This is a genomic window from Streptomyces sp. NPDC025793 (assembly GCF_055558375.1).
Genome location: NZ_JBVHMR010000003.1, coordinates 462,514 through 477,749, shown reverse-complemented (window position 1 = coordinate 477,749; position 15,236 = coordinate 462,514). Strand labels below are relative to the sequence as shown.

General features: G+C 70.2%; 17 protein-coding genes. 11 read left to right on the top strand and 6 right to left on the bottom strand.

The features are described 5' to 3' along the window. Positions 1 to 3: 3 nt before the first annotated feature. Entirely contained in the window at positions 4 to 801 is a 798-nt protein-coding gene (locus ACZ4MF_RS09695; RefSeq protein ID WP_467491404.1) for an AraC family transcriptional regulator, read from the bottom strand. Positions 802 to 850: 49 nt separating this feature from the next. On the opposite strand from ACZ4MF_RS09695, the gene ACZ4MF_RS09690 reads away from it, so the two are divergent. Further along, on the top strand, positions 851 to 1,291 hold the full coding sequence (locus tag ACZ4MF_RS09690; RefSeq protein ID WP_467491401.1) for a DUF2000 family protein: 441 nt from the start codon (positions 851 to 853) through the stop codon (positions 1,289 to 1,291). Between the two features lie 122 nt (positions 1,292 to 1,413). Here ACZ4MF_RS09690 and ACZ4MF_RS09685 read toward each other — a convergent pair whose 3' ends face one another. Next, positions 1,414 to 1,887: a carboxymuconolactone decarboxylase family protein gene (locus ACZ4MF_RS09685; RefSeq protein ID WP_467491399.1), complete on the bottom strand. Its 474-nt coding sequence runs from the start codon at positions 1,885 to 1,887 to the stop codon at positions 1,414 to 1,416. A 479-nt stretch (positions 1,888 to 2,366) separates the two neighbouring features. Here ACZ4MF_RS09685 and ACZ4MF_RS09680 point away from each other — a divergent pair, with 479 nt between their 5' ends. Beyond that, on the top strand, positions 2,367 to 2,576 hold the full coding sequence (locus ACZ4MF_RS09680; RefSeq protein ID WP_467491397.1) for a hypothetical protein: 210 nt from the start codon (positions 2,367 to 2,369) through the stop codon (positions 2,574 to 2,576). 425 nt (positions 2,577 to 3,001) lie between these two features. Here ACZ4MF_RS09680 and ACZ4MF_RS09675 read toward each other — a convergent pair whose 3' ends face one another. Then, complete coding sequence (locus tag ACZ4MF_RS09675; protein ID WP_467491395.1) at positions 3,002 to 4,306, bottom strand: MDR family MFS transporter; 1,305 nt, start codon at positions 4,304 to 4,306, stop codon at positions 3,002 to 3,004. A 182-nt stretch (positions 4,307 to 4,488) separates the two neighbouring features. Between ACZ4MF_RS09675 and ACZ4MF_RS09670 the strand changes: the two genes are divergently transcribed. From ACZ4MF_RS09670 to ACZ4MF_RS09660, 3 genes are all read left to right on the top strand, one after another. Beyond that, complete coding sequence (locus ACZ4MF_RS09670; RefSeq protein ID WP_467491393.1) at positions 4,489 to 5,250, top strand: phosphoglyceromutase; 762 nt, start codon at positions 4,489 to 4,491, stop codon at positions 5,248 to 5,250. Between the two features lie 376 nt (positions 5,251 to 5,626). Continuing rightward, a complete protein-coding gene (locus ACZ4MF_RS09665) occupies positions 5,627 to 6,736 on the top strand; it encodes a PP2C family protein-serine/threonine phosphatase (RefSeq protein WP_467491576.1) in 1,110 nt (369 codons plus the stop codon). A 375-nt stretch (positions 6,737 to 7,111) separates the two neighbouring features. Then, positions 7,112 to 7,495, top strand: coding sequence for a CPCC family cysteine-rich protein (locus ACZ4MF_RS09660; RefSeq protein ID WP_467491391.1), 384 nt, complete (start codon positions 7,112 to 7,114; stop codon positions 7,493 to 7,495). Positions 7,496 to 8,096: 601 nt separating this feature from the next. Here the strand turns inward: ACZ4MF_RS09660 and ACZ4MF_RS09655 are convergent. Then, positions 8,097 to 8,252, bottom strand: a complete 156-nt coding sequence (locus tag ACZ4MF_RS09655) for a hypothetical protein (protein WP_177239864.1) — start codon at positions 8,250 to 8,252, stop codon at positions 8,097 to 8,099. Positions 8,253 to 8,383: 131 nt separating this feature from the next. Continuing rightward, complete coding sequence (gene phoU, locus ACZ4MF_RS09650) at positions 8,384 to 9,073, bottom strand: phosphate signaling complex protein PhoU (RefSeq protein WP_356020362.1); 690 nt, start codon at positions 9,071 to 9,073, stop codon at positions 8,384 to 8,386. 179 nt (positions 9,074 to 9,252) lie between these two features. Between phoU and phoR the strand changes: the two genes are divergently transcribed. Both phoR and phoP read left to right on the top strand, forming a co-directional pair. Beyond that, entirely contained in the window at positions 9,253 to 10,512 is a 1,260-nt protein-coding gene (gene phoR / locus ACZ4MF_RS09645) for a two-component system sensor histidine kinase PhoR (protein WP_356020360.1), read from the top strand. Positions 10,513 to 10,517: 5 nt separating this feature from the next. Continuing rightward, a complete protein-coding gene (gene phoP / locus ACZ4MF_RS09640; protein WP_466437636.1) occupies positions 10,518 to 11,189 on the top strand; it encodes a two-component system response regulator PhoP in 672 nt (223 codons plus the stop codon). Between the two features lie 107 nt (positions 11,190 to 11,296). On the opposite strand, the gene ACZ4MF_RS09635 is transcribed toward phoP, so the two are convergent. After that, on the bottom strand, positions 11,297 to 11,983 hold the full coding sequence (locus tag ACZ4MF_RS09635) for a DUF461 domain-containing protein (protein ID WP_467491388.1): 687 nt from the start codon (positions 11,981 to 11,983) through the stop codon (positions 11,297 to 11,299). A 673-nt stretch (positions 11,984 to 12,656) separates the two neighbouring features. Here ACZ4MF_RS09635 and ACZ4MF_RS09630 point away from each other — a divergent pair. From ACZ4MF_RS09630 to ACZ4MF_RS09615, 4 genes are all read left to right on the top strand, one after another. Next, positions 12,657 to 13,139 carry a CarD family transcriptional regulator gene (locus ACZ4MF_RS09630; RefSeq protein WP_003953493.1) on the top strand — a complete coding sequence of 161 codons (483 nt, stop codon included), beginning with the start codon at positions 12,657 to 12,659 and terminating at the stop codon, positions 13,137 to 13,139. A 333-nt stretch (positions 13,140 to 13,472) separates the two neighbouring features. Next, complete coding sequence (gene ispD, locus ACZ4MF_RS09625; RefSeq protein WP_467491386.1) at positions 13,473 to 14,225, top strand: 2-C-methyl-D-erythritol 4-phosphate cytidylyltransferase; 753 nt, start codon at positions 13,473 to 13,475, stop codon at positions 14,223 to 14,225. Then, on the top strand, positions 14,215 to 14,718 hold the full coding sequence (ispF, locus tag ACZ4MF_RS09620) for a 2-C-methyl-D-erythritol 2,4-cyclodiphosphate synthase (RefSeq protein WP_467491384.1): 504 nt from the start codon (positions 14,215 to 14,217) through the stop codon (positions 14,716 to 14,718). The genes ispD and ispF overlap by 11 nt, the downstream gene beginning before the upstream one ends. Positions 14,719 to 14,806: 88 nt before the next feature. Beyond that, positions 14,807 to 15,211 (top strand): PPOX class F420-dependent oxidoreductase, encoded by a 405-nt coding sequence (locus ACZ4MF_RS09615; RefSeq protein ID WP_467491382.1) that lies wholly within the window; start codon positions 14,807 to 14,809, stop codon positions 15,209 to 15,211. Positions 15,212 to 15,236 lie beyond the last annotated feature (25 nt).

Sequence of the window (15,236 nt, the reverse complement as noted above, 5' to 3'; positions counted from 1 at the left end):
CGCTCAGCGCGCGCTGAGCCGGTAGCGGCCGGGGGTGACCCCGACCAGCTTCTTGAAGTGCCGGGTGAGATGGGCCTGGTCGAAGAATCCGGTGACGGCCGCCACCTCGCCCGGCGCGAGCCCGTCCAGCAGCAGCCGCCGGGCCCGCCCGACCCGCCGCGACATGAGGTACTGGTGCGGGGCGATGCCGTACGCCCCGCTGAACGCCCGCACCAGATGGGCGGGATGGGCGTGCAGCGACCGTGCGGCCTCCTCCAGCCGGACCCCGTCGACGACCCGGGCGTCGAGCAACTCCCGCAGCCGGCGGGCGAGTACCGGATCCGGACGGCACAAGGGCATGTCCGTGCGCCGCCGCAGATGGTCCCGCAGCCGCTCCCCGACGAGCGTCAGCCGGCTCTCCGCCTCCAGTTCGTCACCGGGCCGGGCGAGGGCGGAGTGCAGTCGCCCGACGCGCTGCCGCAGCAGCGGATCCCGCAGATCGGGCGTGTCGACGGCGGCCCCGATCAGGTCCTCGCCCAGCAGGCTGCTGTCGAGGTAGACGACCCGCTTGCGGAAGCCGTCCGGGGTGGCGGGCGAGCCGTTGTGCGCCACGTGCGGCGGCAGCAGCGAGACGGTGTCGAGCGGGGTGCCGTGTTCATGCCGGTCGAGGTCGTACCGTACGGCCCCGGCGTCCACGATGAGCAGCGTCCAGGCGTCGTGGACGTGCATCGGATAGGCGTACTCGGTGAAGTGGGCGTGGAAGACCTCCACGACACCCGGGATGCGCGGGCGCCAGGCGGAGACTTCCTGCCGGTCGGCCACGTTAAGAACGTACAAGACCCGCGGTCCGGCCGACCGGCAGTCTCACTGCATGAACACCGAATCGATCAGTCCCGGGCCCGTACGCTTCGACACGAAGATCGCCGTGCTGCTGCGCGAGGACCTGGAGCCCTGGCAGCGCCTCAACGTCACCGCGTTCCTGGTCAGCGGTCTCGGCAGTCAGGTTCCCGAGGTGATCGGCGAGCCGTACGAGGACGCGGACGGGGTCGGGTACCTGCCCATGTTCCGCCAGCCGGTGCTGGTCTTCGCGGGCACGAAGGAGACGTTGAAGGCGGCCCACACCAGGGCGCTGAGCCGCGCCCTGCCCAGGGCCGTCTTCACCGCGGACCTGTTCACGACGGGCAACGACCGCGACAACCGGGCGGCGGTGCGTGCCGTGCCGACGGCGGAACTGGACCTGGTGGGGCTGGCGGTGCACGGCCCGCGGAGCGGGGTGGACAAGGTGCTGAAGGGGGCGCGGATGCATCCGTGAGGCGCGTCCGTGCGGTCCTCCGCGAGGTGCGTCCGTGCGGTCCTCCGCGAGGCGCGTCCGTGCGGTCCTCCGCGAGGTGCGCCCCGCGCGGGCGGGGCGCACCCTCCGGCACTCTCGGGTGACTACTTGAACTGGCCCGGCTGGTAGTCGCCGGCGGGCATCCGGACGATGACGTTCAGCCGGTTGTAGGCGTTGATGAGGGCGATCAGCGTCATCAGGCCGAAGAGCTGGTTCTCGTCGTAGTGCTTGGCGGCGTTCTCCCACACCTCGTCCGGGACGCCACCGGCCGCGTCGGCGATCCGGGTGCCCTCCTCCACCAGCTCCAGGGCGGCCCGCTCGGCCTCGGTGAACACCTTGGCCTCCCGCCAGGCGGCGACCAGGTGCAGCCGCTGTGCGCTCTCACCGGCGGCGGTCGCGTCCTTGGTGTGCATGTCGGTGCAGAATCCGCAGCCGTTGATCTGGCTGGCCCGGATCTTCACCAACTCCTGCGTGGCGGCGGGCAGCCCGGACTCCGCGACCACCGTGCCCACCGCGTTGAGGTGCTTGACCGCCTTGGTGGCGAGCGTGTTGCCGAAGAGGTTCAGACGCGCTTCCATGATCTGCTCCCGTGTGGTCGTCGATGACTGCACACCTCTGACGGGCGGGCTCGCCGAGATGTGACACGAGCGAATGTGACGCCCATCACCGCTCCCGCGGTCCGGCGCCGAATCTGCACAGCGCGCACGCAACTGCCGGGCGGGCGGCCTGTCTCGGTTCCCCTTCGTGCGGAGTTGTCGTGGTTGGCGCGGCGGTGGCAAGAGCTGTGCGGTGCCTGTGTGACGGGAGGTGTGGAGAAACCGCCCGCGTCGCGTGAGCACGCCCGCACGAATGAGACGACGAGAGCGGCCAATTGGCCAGGTGGGGGCGGTGATTGACTGGCTGCTCCGGCGCGCTCCGTGGTTGTATCGCTGGCACCGTCGGGACCGTGCCGAGGTGCTCTGAAAAGGCCGGCGCACGCCCGCGGCCGCGGCTCACCGTCTGTCCCCAGCGGCGCCGCTCCCCCCTGTGGACCATCCATGCGAAGGGCAGTTTCCCCATGAACTCCGCTCACCAGGTTCAGACCGTCGAGATCTCCGACGCCGACCTCGACTCCGTCGCCGGCGGCCTGAGCCCCGAGGCGAGTGCCTCCCTCGGCGCCACGACCGTCACCAGCACCGAGGTGCTGTCCCAGCTCAACGGCGTCACGAGCGAGGTGCAGGGCGTCCTCGGCCAGTACGGCCACGTCGGCGTCAACATCTCCCTCTGATCACCCAGATCACCCAGATCGCCACACCGAGCCCCCTGCCCGCGCATCACCGCGCAGCCAGGGGGCTCGACGCGGCGCCGTACCCGTACGGCTCAGGCGGCGCGAGCCTCGGCGGCCGTTTCCCCGGCCCGCTCGAACCACTCGCCCGGGCCACCGGTCCGGGCCGCTCAGGCGGCGTGAGCCTCGGCTGCCGCGCTTCCGGCCGTCGTGCTCGCGGTCGTTGTGCCTTCGGCCCTGACGTCCTCGCCCTCCGCGCCCCGACCGCCGCGCCTCAGGTCGCCGGGCCTCAGGTGTCGGGCCCCAGCCGCCGTGCCCTCGGTCCCCGTGCCCTCCCGGGCCCTCGGCCGTGACGGGCCCGGCCGTTTCCCCGGACCGCCCGGCCCGCCCAGACCACCCGGGCCGCCCGGGTCACCCGCCCGGACCGCTCACGCGGCGCGGACCTCGGTCGCCGTGTCTTCGGCGCCCGTGCGCTCGGTGCTTGTGTCCTCGCGTCCCGGGTCCGCGGGCGGCGGTGCAGGTGCTGTCGGGGTCTCCTTCGGCAGTCTCCGCATGAGCACCCCGTACCCCAGGCCCGCGACCGTTCCCACCACGGCGCACGTCGCCCACAGCCACTGCGCGCCCCAGCGGTCGATGACCGCGCCGGACATCAGCGGGGCGACCAGCGCGGCGACGGACCACGACAGGGTGTAGACGCCCTGGTAGCGGCCACGCCCGTGGACCGGCGAGAGCCGGACGACGAGGCCGGTCTGGGTGGGCGCGTTGACGATCTCGGCGAGGGTCCACACGCACACGGTGACCATGAAGACGCCGACCGATCCGGCGAAGGCGGTGAGCCCGAAGCCGTACCCGGCGAGGAGCGAGGAGAGCACCAGCAGCGTGCGTGGGTCGCGGTGCTCGATGAACCGGGTGACCGGGATCTGGAGGGCGACGATCAGGACGCCGTTGACGGCGACGGCGAGGCCGTAGTCGGCGGGCGAGAACCCGGCCCGGCCCATGGCCACCGGCAGTCCCACGGCCCCCTGCTGGAAGATCAGCGCGACGAGGAAGGACAGCCCGACGACGGCCATGTACCGCCCGTCGCGCAGCACGGTCCCGAGGCTGACGGCCTCCTCCGCGTCCTCGCTGTCCGCGGCCTCCGGCCGGGACTCGGGCACCTTCAGGAAGACGACGAGCGCGCAGGCCAGGGTCATCCCGGCCTCGATCAGGAACCCGGCGAGATAGCTGAACTCGGCGATGAACCCGGCGGCCGTGGAGGAGACGGCGAACCCGAGGTTGATGGCCCAGTAGTTGAGGGAGAACGCCCGTACCCGGTCCTCGGGCCGGACGAGGTCGGCCATCATCGCCTGCACGGCCGGCCGGGAGGCGTTGGAGGCCATGCCGACGAGGAAGGCGACGGCCGCGATGGCGACCGGGTCGGTCATGAAACCGAGCAGCGCGACGGAGGCGGCGGTGGCCGTCTGGGCGATGAGCAGCGTCGGCCGCCGCCCCAGCCGGTCGGCCATGACGCCACCGCCCAGCGAGGAGACGACTCCGCCGAGCCCGTGCAGCGAGGCGACGAGACCGGCGTACGAGGCGGAGTAGCCGCGGTCGAGCGTCAGGTACAGGGCCATGAAGGTGGCCACGAAGGCGCCGAGCCGGTTGACCAGGGTGCTGGTCCACAGCCACCAGAACTCACGGGGGAGCCCGGAGACGGTCTCCCGGGCGGCACGTCTGAGACTGGTTGCGGGCATGACAGCGGACCCCCGTGGATGGACGACGCCCCGGACGTGAGAGGCGATGTAAGCGGCGCAAGCGGTAGGCACAAGTTACAGAGCCGGTCCGTCGGTTGCCACTCGATTAACAGACTCCGTCAACCGTCCACCCACCGGCCGGGCGGGGCGGCGCCCCGAACGGGTGGATTACGCTCTTTCCCATGGCCGACGCACCGTACAAGCTGATCCTCCTCCGCCACGGCGAGAGCGAGTGGAACGCGAAGAACCTGTTCACCGGCTGGGTGGACGTCAACCTCAACGAGAAGGGCGAGAAGGAGGCAGTCCGCGGCGGCGAGCTCCTGACGGACGCCGGTCTTCTCCCCGACGTGGTCCACACGTCTCTCCAGAAGCGCGCGATCCGCACGGCGCAGCTCGCCCTCGAAGCCGCCGACCGCCACTGGATCCCGGTCCACCGCAGCTGGCGCCTGAACGAGCGCCACTACGGCGCCCTCCAGGGCAAGGACAAGGCGGCCACGCTGGCCGAGTTCGGCGAGGAGCAGTTCATGCTCTGGCGCCGCTCGTACGACACCCCGCCCCCGCCGCTCGCGGACGACTCCGAGTTCTCGCAGGCGCACGACGCCCGCTACGCCTCCATCCCGCCGGAGCTGCGCCCGGACACGGAGTGCCTGAAGGACGTCGTCGTCCGGATGCTTCCCTACTGGTACGACGGCATCGTCCCCGACCTCCTGGCCGGCCGCACGGTCCTGGTCGCGGCCCACGGCAACTCGCTGCGCGCCCTGGTCAAGCACCTGGACGGCATCTCCGACGCCGACATCGCGGGCCTGAACATCCCGACGGGCATCCCGCTGGCCTACGAGCTGGACGAGAACTTCAAGCCGATCACCCCGGGCGGCACCTACCTCGACCCCGAGGCGGCCGCAGCGGCGATCGAGGCGGTCAAGAACCAGGGCAAGAAGAAGTAACGCGGAACGATCAAGGCCCCTACCTGCGTACTCGTCGCTGGTAGGGGCCTTGATGCTGTGCTGGGGCCCTCTCTGGGCCGTCAGGTGCGGGACGGGCCGGACGGGGCCGTGTCGAAGACGGTGTGTGGGTCGACGGCGGACGGGATGGGAGCTGGGGTGAGTGGTGGGTGAAGGAGGTAGGCGCCTGACCCTTGCAGCCGTGCCGAATGCGGTTCGACGCTCAGACCGCGGCGTATGCCCCGGCGAGGTCTCCGGGCACGCCAATCGATCACCGCTCGTGTGTAGCCGCCCTCGGGCCCACAACATCATGAGGCGAGCTGCGACTCCCCGCTCGTATCGTGAAAAGAGACAGAGCTGCGGGCAAGGCAGGGAAGTCATGAAGGTACCGGCGATCGACTACGCGGCGGTGTTCCAGGTCCTTCCCGGGGCGGTGGCGCTAGTGACCCCGCAACTGATCTACGCGGACGCCAACGCGGAGTTCTTGCGCCTGCGGGGCCTTCCACGCGAACAAGTGATCGGTCACTTCGTGCCTGAGGACCACCCCGAAAGAGCCCCCGCCGAGCCTCTCCTGCTCAGAGTTCTGGCGTCACTGCGCCAGGCGGCCGACACCGGTGAGCGCAGCATCGTAGCGTTGCAACGCTACGACAGGGAGGACCCCGATCAGCCCGGAGTGTGGCACGAGCGGTACTTCAACATGACCAACATTCCCGTGTTCGGACCGGATGGGCGGGTGGCGCTGTTGCTGCACCGGGCGGAGGACGTCACCGAACTCATCCGCGCCCGTGAAGTGGCGCTGGCCTTGCAGGAATCCATGCTGCCCGCTTTGCGCCCGGTCGGCCGACATCAGGCGGCCGTACGCTACCGGCCTGCCGCCGAAGCACTGAATGTGGCCGGCGACTGGTACGACCTGGTCGATCTGCCCGGTGACCGCATCTCCGTCGCTGTCGGCGACGTCGTCGGCCACGGCCTGGCCGCGGCCGGCGTCATGGGACAACTGCGCAGCGCCCTCAGCGCCGCCTCCCTCGTCGCCGAAGGTCCCGCCCGCGCCCTGGAAGTCCTCGGGTTGTACGCCCGCACCGTCGACGGCGCCGAGAACACCACCGTGGCCACGGCATTCATCGACTGGGAGACCCACACCATCACCTACAGCAGCGCCGGCCACCCCCCACCCGCGCTCCTGCAGAGGGACGAGACCGTCGCGTTCCTGAACCAGGCCACCGACCCGCCCCTGGCCGCCTGCCCTCAGCACGCCCCCCGGATCCAGGCTGTCACGACCTTCCGCGAGGGCGCCGTTCTCGCGCTCTACACCGACGGCCTGATCGAACGACGCGGCGAAGACATCGACACCGGCCTCGCCCGTCTCGCCGACTCTCTGGCCGGCCACCAGGCAGAGGACCCCGAAGCCCTCGCCGACGCCGTGCTCAACGACCTGCTTCCATCAGGCGACGCCACCGACGACACCGCCCTGGTCATCATGCGCCTGTGAATCCAGCCCGCTACGTTCGCCTGCCCGTTTGTACCCCGCCGACGACAGTGAAGCGCTTGGATACGAGTGGCGGGGCGCCACGGCGCTCGGGGCAGACCAGGGGCAGCGATGTTCTGCGACGGCGTTTCCGCTGGTGGTAGGCGGGCAGGCCGGCGATCTGTAAATCTGCCGGTGGTGAGCAGCCCTGGTGGTGCGCTTCAGGCACCGGCGCCCGAAGGCCCGGGCTTGTCCGTCTCAGTCTCCGTCTCATTCATCGACGGACGCCGCCGTTCAGGAGGGTCCGGCCGTCGGCTCGCGCTGAACGCCTGGCCGGGCATGAACGCAGGTGAACCCTCTGGCACAAGGCTCATTCGGCCACCAACAGACTTGGAAAGCGTGCACGCCAACGCTCTGAAACCACGGGCGCGCGCGGTAGCTGCGGGCCAGGATGCAGACGTGACCTTCATGATTGTGCGTGGGAGCGCCGAGAACGGGCCGTACCGCTGCCCCTGCTGCGGGTTCATCACACTGTCCGAGCGCGGAGCCTTCGAGATCTGCGATGTCTGCTACTGGGAGGACGACGGTCAAGACGAGCACGACGCCGATGAGGTACGCGGCGGCCCCAACCACGACCTCAGCCTGCGGCAGGCTCGCCAGAACTTCGAGGCGATCGGCGCGTGCAACGGGTACCGCGCTCAGTTTGTACGGGCCCCACTGCCCGAAGAGCATCCGGACAGTGGCACGCCTTACGGAACGGGCACGCTCTACTCGTGGTCGTGACGTCCCAGAGTTCCCGCACCACAAGCGCACCAGAACGAGCGGGGAACAGCGGGGAACCACGGTGAAAGCGACCGAGCCCGACGAGGCAGCATCACAACCGTTCGCCCAGGTCAGTGCCAAGACCGGCCCCGAATACTCGCAGCTTCCCAAGCTGAGGGCTCAGGCACCGTAGTCACGGGCTGGCCGTCGTGGCTTGCTCTGGTCGACCGCGTTGGCAACGTGGCTGAGGCCGGCGGGGGTGCAGCGAGGCACACGCGTGGCTGGTCGGTCGGCGTGCTCGCCGTCGTGGCTGACTGTCGTCGGCTGAGGTTCAGACCGCGCGCGTCGAAGGGTGCCGGCCGCCGGTCGAGTGCGGCTGAGCTGGGCCGTCTCTGGGCCGTCCGAGGCCGCTCGACAGTGGCCAATGACGACCAACGACGACCACCAGGTGCACGAGTCCAGCGCCCCTGACCATTAAAATCCCAGCTCCCCAAGATCCCCGACAACACCCGGAGCAACAAGAAGTAGGGCGAGGAGTAGGGCGACCCCTTACAGCACAGGGCCGGTGTGAATTCGATTCACACCGGCCCTGTGGTGTTCGTGCCCTATTCCGGGTGGTCCGTCAGCCGCACTGGCAGGGGTTGCCCGACTGGCAGCCGCAGCCGCAGCCCGAGCCGCAGCCGCACGCACCGAACAGCGGAAGGCTCCTGGTCTCGGCGGGCTGGTCGGTCTCGCGCTCCTGCGTGGGGTCTGGCGTGGTGCTGGGGGATTCGGCCATGGGTCCCTCCTGGACGCTGGGGCAGGGATGCCCTCGCCCATTTCATGCCCGCTTCCCAGGGCGCATCAACGGCGCACAGTGGCGCTCGCACGCTCCCGCAGGTCACCCCCACAAGCCCCGGAGGGCCCCGGTCAGGCGCCCTCGACGCCCGTCACCGGCTGGATGTCCGGCTGGAGCTCGTCCGCGTGCTCGCCCGTGACCAGGTAGACCACGCGCTTGGCGACGGCCACGGCGTGGTCGGCGTAGCGCTCGTAGTAGCGGCCCAGCAGGGTGACGTCCACCGCGGTCTCGATGCCGTGCTTCCAGCGCTCGTCGATCAGGTGCTGGAAGAGCGTGCGGTGCAGCAGGTCCATCTCGTCGTCGTCCTGCTCCAGCTGGAGCGCGAGGTCGACGTCCTTCGTGATGATCACCTCGGCCGCCTTCGCCATCAGGCGCTGCGCGAGCTGGCCCATCTCCAGGATCGTGGCGTGCAGGTCGTTCGGGACCGCGCGCTCGGGGAAGCGCAGCCGGGTCAGCTTCGCCACGTGCTGGGCGAGGTCGCCGGAGCGCTCCAGGTCGGCGGACATGCGGAGCGACGTGACGACGATGCGCAGGTCGGTCGCCACCGGCTGCTGCCGCGCCAGCAGGGCTATCGCCCGGGCCTCCAGGTCGTGCTGGAGCTCGTCGACCTTCTGGTCCGCCTCGATGACGCTCTCGGCGAGCTTCAGGTCGGCGTCCAGAATGGCGGTCGTGGCGCGCCCGATGGCCGATCCGACCAGCCGGGCCATCTCCACCAGACCATCGCCGATCGAGTCAAGTTCCTCGTGGTACGCGTCCCGCATCAGGGTTCCCTCTCATAGGTGTGCTTGGTCCCACGCTCCCACGTTCCGGTCCGCACGCGTCCGTTTCCGCCATCTCAAGTGAACCAGCACTGGCTCCAAGGTGAACTCTGGGCGACGAGTGTTCGAGGTCGCCCTTTGACGGCTGTGGGTATGTCGTACGCCCTGCTTAACCTGGATGCATGGACGTGAACGCGGCGGTCGCCGCAGCGGCAGCGATCGCCGGGGTGCTCACCGGCGTCATCGCCATGCTGGCGTTCCGCTGGAGCGAACGCGACCAGAAGCGACCGACCAGGACTTCCTTGCACACCGATCCCGTACTCCCGCCCGGCGTGGACACCGTGCTGTCCGTGCTCCGCTCCTCGGCCGTCGTCCTCGACGAGGCCGACGCCGTCGTCAAGGCCAGCTCCGCCGCGTACGCCCTCGGGCTGGTGCGCGGCGGCAAGCTCGCCGTGGAGCCCATGCTCCAGATGGCGAGGGACACGAGACGTGACGGCGAGATACGCCAGGTCGAGCTGGACCTGCCCCGGCGCGGCACCGGACGCGGCGAGGCCCTCGCCGTCTCCGCGCGCGTGGCCCCGCTCGGCTCCCGTCTGGTCCTGCTGCTGGTCGAGGACCTGACCGAGGCCCGCCGGATCGAGGCGGTCCGGCGTGACTTCGTGGCGAACGTCAGCCATGAGCTGAAGACGCCCGTCGGCGCGCTGTCCCTCCTCTCGGAGGCGGTCATGGACGCCTCCGACGACCCCGAGGCCGTGCAGCGCTTCGCGGGCCGCATGCAGATCGAGGCGACCCGGCTGACCAACCTGGTCCAGGAGCTCATCGACCTGTCCCGCGTGCAGAACGACGATCCGCTGGAGGACGCCGAGCCCGTCCGCGTGGACGAACTCGTCGCCGAGGCCGTCGACCGCTGCCGCCACCAGGCCGGTACGAAACAGATCACGATGGCCGCGGGCGGCACCGCCGACCTGCACGTCTGGGGCAACCGCGGCCAGCTGGCCGCCGCCCTCGGCAACCTCGTCGAGAACGCCGTGAACTACTCCCCGGCCCGCACCCGCGTCGGCATAGCCGCCCGCCGGGTCTCCGCACCCGGTGGCGACATGATCGAACTCGCCGTCACGGACCAGGGCATCGGCATCTCCGACAAGGACAAGGACCGCATCTTCGAGCGCTTCTACCGCGTCGACCCCGCCCGCTCCCGGGCGACCGGAGGCACCGGTCTGGGGCTCGCGATCGTGAAGCACGTGGCCGCCTCGCACGGCGGGGAGGTCACGGTCTGGAGCGCCGAAGGCCAGGGCTCCACGTTCACCCTGAGACTGCCGGAGGCGGGCGTGGCCCGTGATCGTGCCGGTCAGCACCCGGACCCCGACCTCGATGACGAGGCCGGCGGCTCCACCGAATCATCCCCGTACGAACCGCTTCCCGCCCCGGAGGTCCTTCCGTGACCCGAGTGCTCGTCGTCGAGGACGAGGAGTCCTTCTCCGACGCCCTGTCGTACATGCTCCGCAAGGAGGGCTTCGAGGTCGCAGTGGCGGCCACCGGGCCCGACGGACTCGACGAGTTCGAGCGCAACGGCGCCGACCTCGTCCTCCTCGACCTGATGCTGCCGGGCCTGCCCGGTACGGAGGTGTGCCGTCAGCTGCGCGGCCGCTCCAACGTCCCGGTGATCATGGTGACCGCCAAGGACAGCGAGATCGACAAGGTCGTGGGCCTCGAAATAGGAGCCGACGACTACGTCACCAAGCCCTTCTCGTCCCGCGAGCTGGTCGCCCGCATCCGTGCGGTGCTCCGCCGCCGTGGCGAGCCGGAGGAGGTCACCCCGGCCGCGCTGGAGGCGGGCCCGGTCCGCATGGACGTCGACCGCCACGTGGTGACGGTGGCCGGCTCCAAGGTCGACCTTCCGCTCAAGGAGTTCGACCTCCTGGAGATGCTGCTCCGCAACGCCGGCCGCGTCCTGACCCGCATGCAGCTGATCGACCGCGTCTGGGGCGCCGACTATGTCGGCGACACCAAGACGCTGGACGTCCACGTCAAGCGCCTGCGCGCCAAGATCGAGCCGGACCCGGGCGCCCCGCGCTACCTGGTGACGGTCCGCGGCCTGGGCTACAAGTTCGAGCCGTAAACCGCCGGTACGGCCCCATCGGTCGTACGGTCCTCCCCGGCCTTCCCCGTGCACGACGAAGGGCGGCACCCCCGCAGGGGTGCCGCCCTTCGTGCGTGGCGCGGTGCTCAGTGGCCGGCGGCCGACTGGGACGCCGAGTCGCTCGGGGTGGCGTGGGTGCTCGCGGAGGACGACGGGGTCGCCTTGCCGCCCTTGCCCTTGCCCTTCTCCGGCTTGCCGCTGGTGGAGGCCGAGGCGCCCGGGGCGCCCGGGGCGCCCGTGGGGGTCGCCGGGGGGGACGGGATCGTGCTCGGGCCCCACTTGTCGAAGTAGCTGGTGGCCGGGACCACGAAGGCGCTGAGGCTCACGGCACCGGTCGTGCTGAAGGTGAAGGTGACCTTCTGGACGTTGCCGTCCTGGACCGCCGTACGGCCGCCCGGCACCTCCGCGGAGGCGTTGCCCTGACCACCGATGATCAGGGAGCCGTGCGCCGGGACGGTGAGGCTCTGGCCCTTGGCGGCGGTCAGCTTGACCGTGCCGCTGGTGCCCGGGATGGCGACCGACTGGAGGGTCTCGTCCGAGGCGCCCTGGTTGAAGAGGGTCGCGGAGATGACGGCCGGTCCGGTCGACTGAAGGTCGGGCTGAGTGATGATCAGCGCGTTCTGGACCTTGATGTTGCCGACCTTGGTGGCAGCGTTGTCCGGCTTGACCTCCAGGGTCTGCGAGCCGTTGCCGGCGCCGCATGCGGCGAGCGAGGCGATCGAGAAGACGATGGCGGAGGCGGCGAGGGCGCCGCGTCGAAGGCTGCTGCTCACGGCGGCGGCAACTCCTTGAACGCGCGGGCGGCTCCTCTTATAAAGCCACCCTAAGTGTCTGTCAGCGGCCTTAGGTTACCGAGCCGTTCCGGCGCCGCCGCACCCGACCCTCCCCAAGCGTCCCGCTTGCCTCCGGCTGGGGGTACCGCCCGCGGCCTCGTCGCTGCGGGCACAAGCTCCTCTTCCGCGACTTTGCCGAGTGCTCGTCCGCCATTCACATAACCGCGCGCAAAATTTCCGTGAAGGAATGCGGGCCCTCTCGGCGGCGGTCTTGAAGCCCTCTCGATGACCGCTCGGCGACCGTCCCGGAATTGATCACCGAGCACCCCTCGGGCGGTCGTTGATCAATTCCGGATTCTCGTCGCGGCCGCCTCCGGATCGCCCTCCGGATCCGCCTGTACGCACCGAACGGAGTAGCGGAAGTCGTACGCTTGGAACAGGACAAATCGGGATGTTAAGCCACCCGGAGAGGGTGCTCGGAGTGTGTGACGCACGTGTTTCACCCCGCCCGAAGAGCCCCTCCGACCTGCGAATACCCGCTTGCGCAGGCCTCTCGAAGCACGTTCCTGTTGCTGTTGTCAAGCCCCGAGATATGCCCTGACCTGCGAAAACGCCATTCAGAAGACGCCGTATCCGTGTTACCCTGGATAGCCACGGAAGGGGTACCTGTCACATGACGTTCAAGGTTGGCGACACCGTGGTCTATCCCCATCACGGGGCCGCGCTGATCGAGGCCATCGAAACTCGCCAGATCAAAGGCGTGGACAAGACCTACTTGGTGCTGAAGGTCGCCCAGGGTGACCTGACGGTACGTGTGCCAGCGGACAATGCTGAGTTCGTGGGCGTGCGTGATGTGGTCGGTCAGGACGGGCTGGACCGGGTCTTCGAGGTGCTGCGCGCGCCGTACGCCGAGGAGCCCACGAACTGGTCCCGTCGCTACAAGGCAAACCTGGAGAAGCTCGCCTCCGGCGATGTCATCAAGGTCGCGGAAGTCGTGCGTGACCTGTGGCGTCGCGAGCGCGAGCGCGGACTGTCCGCCGGTGAGAAGCGCATGCTCGCCAAGGCCCGCCAGATCCTGGTGAGTGAGCTGGCCCTCGCGGAGAACACGAACGAGGACAAGGCCGAGGCTCTGCTCGACGAGGTGCTCGCCTCCTGATGCGCCACGGCGGCGATCTCTCGCTGCCGGTTCGCGCAGCACACTCTGCACAATGAAATGCGCACAGTGAAATGCCGCGGTGCCCGATGACACGGATTCGACACTGACTCTGTCGGATCCCGTCGCCGGGCGCTGCGGCATGTTCGTACCCGCTTCGTATCCGCGCGTCGGTCGGGCGACTTTCTGACCGGAAAGACCCCCGATAATTTGATGTGCCGGGCCCGGGCAGTCGGCCTCGACCAGGGTCACGGAAGGGTCCGGTCAAGGCAGCGCGCCCGGCACTCCTCCAGGCCATACCCACCTAGGTCGAGCACACAAACCTGACAGGAACCGATGTCTGACGAATCGCGCCCCTCACCTGCGCAGACCCCCGTCGCAGCCGTGATTCCCGCCGCCGGCCGGGGCGTACGCCTCGGTCCGGGCGCCCCCAAGGCGCTGCGCGCGCTGAACGGCACGCCCATGCTCATCCACGCGGTCCGCGCGCTCGCCGCGTCCCGCCGTGTCTCCCTCGTGATCGTCGTCGCCCCGTCCGACGGCACCGAAGAGGTCAAGTCCCTGCTCGACGCGCACGCGCTGCCCGAGAGGACCGACTTCCTGGTGGTCCCCGGCGGTGACACCCGCCAGGAATCGGTCAAGCGGGGCCTGGACGCCCTGCCTCCCGAGTACGGCGTCGTCCTCGTGCACGACGCGGCCCGCCCGCTCGTCCCGGTCGACACCGTCGACGCGGTCATCGAGGCCGTCGTCGCGGGCGCACCCGCCGTCGTCCCCGCGCTGCCGCTGGCCGACACCGTCAAGGAGGTCGAGCCCGCCGCCGAGGCCGGCGCCCCCGAGCCGGTCGTCGCCACCCCGGAGCGCGCCCGCCTGCGCGCCGTCCAGACGCCGCAGGGCTTCGACCGTACGACCCTGGTCCGGGCGCACGAGACCGTCACCGACGACGTGACGGACGACGCGAGCATGGTCGAGCAGCTCGGGCTGCGGGTCGTGACCGTCCCCGGTCACGAGGAGGCCTTCAAGGTCACCCGCCCCCTCGACCTGGTCCTCGCCGAGGCGGTCCTGGCCCGCAGGAGGCTGAACGATGGCTTCTGAGGCCGGCTTCGTGCTGCCCTTGCCCCAGGTCGGCATCGGCACCGACATCCACGCCTTCGAGGAGGGCCGCGAGCTGTGGTGCGCGGGCCTGAAGTGGGAGGGCGAGGGGCCGGGCCTGGCCGGGCACTCGGACGCGGACGTCGTCGCCCACGCCGCCTGCAACGCCCTCTTCTCCGCCGCCGGGCTCGGTGACCTGGGGCAGCACTTCGGCACCGGGCGCCCCGAGTGGTCCGGTGCCCCCGGGGTGACCCTCCTCGCCGAGGCGGCCCGGATCGTCCGCGCGGGGGGCTTCACCATCGGCAACATCGCCGTCCAGGTGATCGGCCCCCGTCCGAAGATCGGCAAGCGGCGCACCGAGGCCCAGCGGGTTCTCTCCGAGGCGGCCGGCGCCCCCGTCTCCGTCTCCGGCGCGACGACGGACGGCCTCGGCTTCCCCGGCCGCGACGAGGGGCTGATGGCGATCGCGACGGCACTGGTGGTCCGTACGGGCTGAGGCCGGCGGCGGCCGTCGGTCGTGGTGCGGGTGGGCGGAGAGCGTGCGAGGGTACCCGGAGAGTCACCGCCGACCCTAGGAGGCACCCATGCCCGCCACCCTGCCCGACCGGCTCAAGTCCCTGCTCGACGGTCCCGTCTTCATCGTGGTCGGCACGATCCAGCCCGACGGCCGGCCTCAGCTGTCCCCGGTGTGGGTGAAGCGGGACGGCGACCAGGTCCTGTTCTCCACGACCGTCGACCGCCGCAAGAAGAAGAACCTCGACCGCGACCCCCGGGTCAGCGTCGTCGTCCAGGATCCCGAGATGCCGTACGTCTACGCCGAGATCCGCGGCACCGCGGAGTTCGCCGTGCAGGGCGCCAGGGAGCTGATCGACGAACTGTCACTGAAGTACACCGGCAAGAAATACGCGGAGTTCAACCCCGACTCCGTCAACGACGCCGACCGCGTGATCGTCAGGATCACCCCGGAGAAGGTCGTGGGGATGTTCTGAGCCGTCCGGCACCGGGCACCATGCC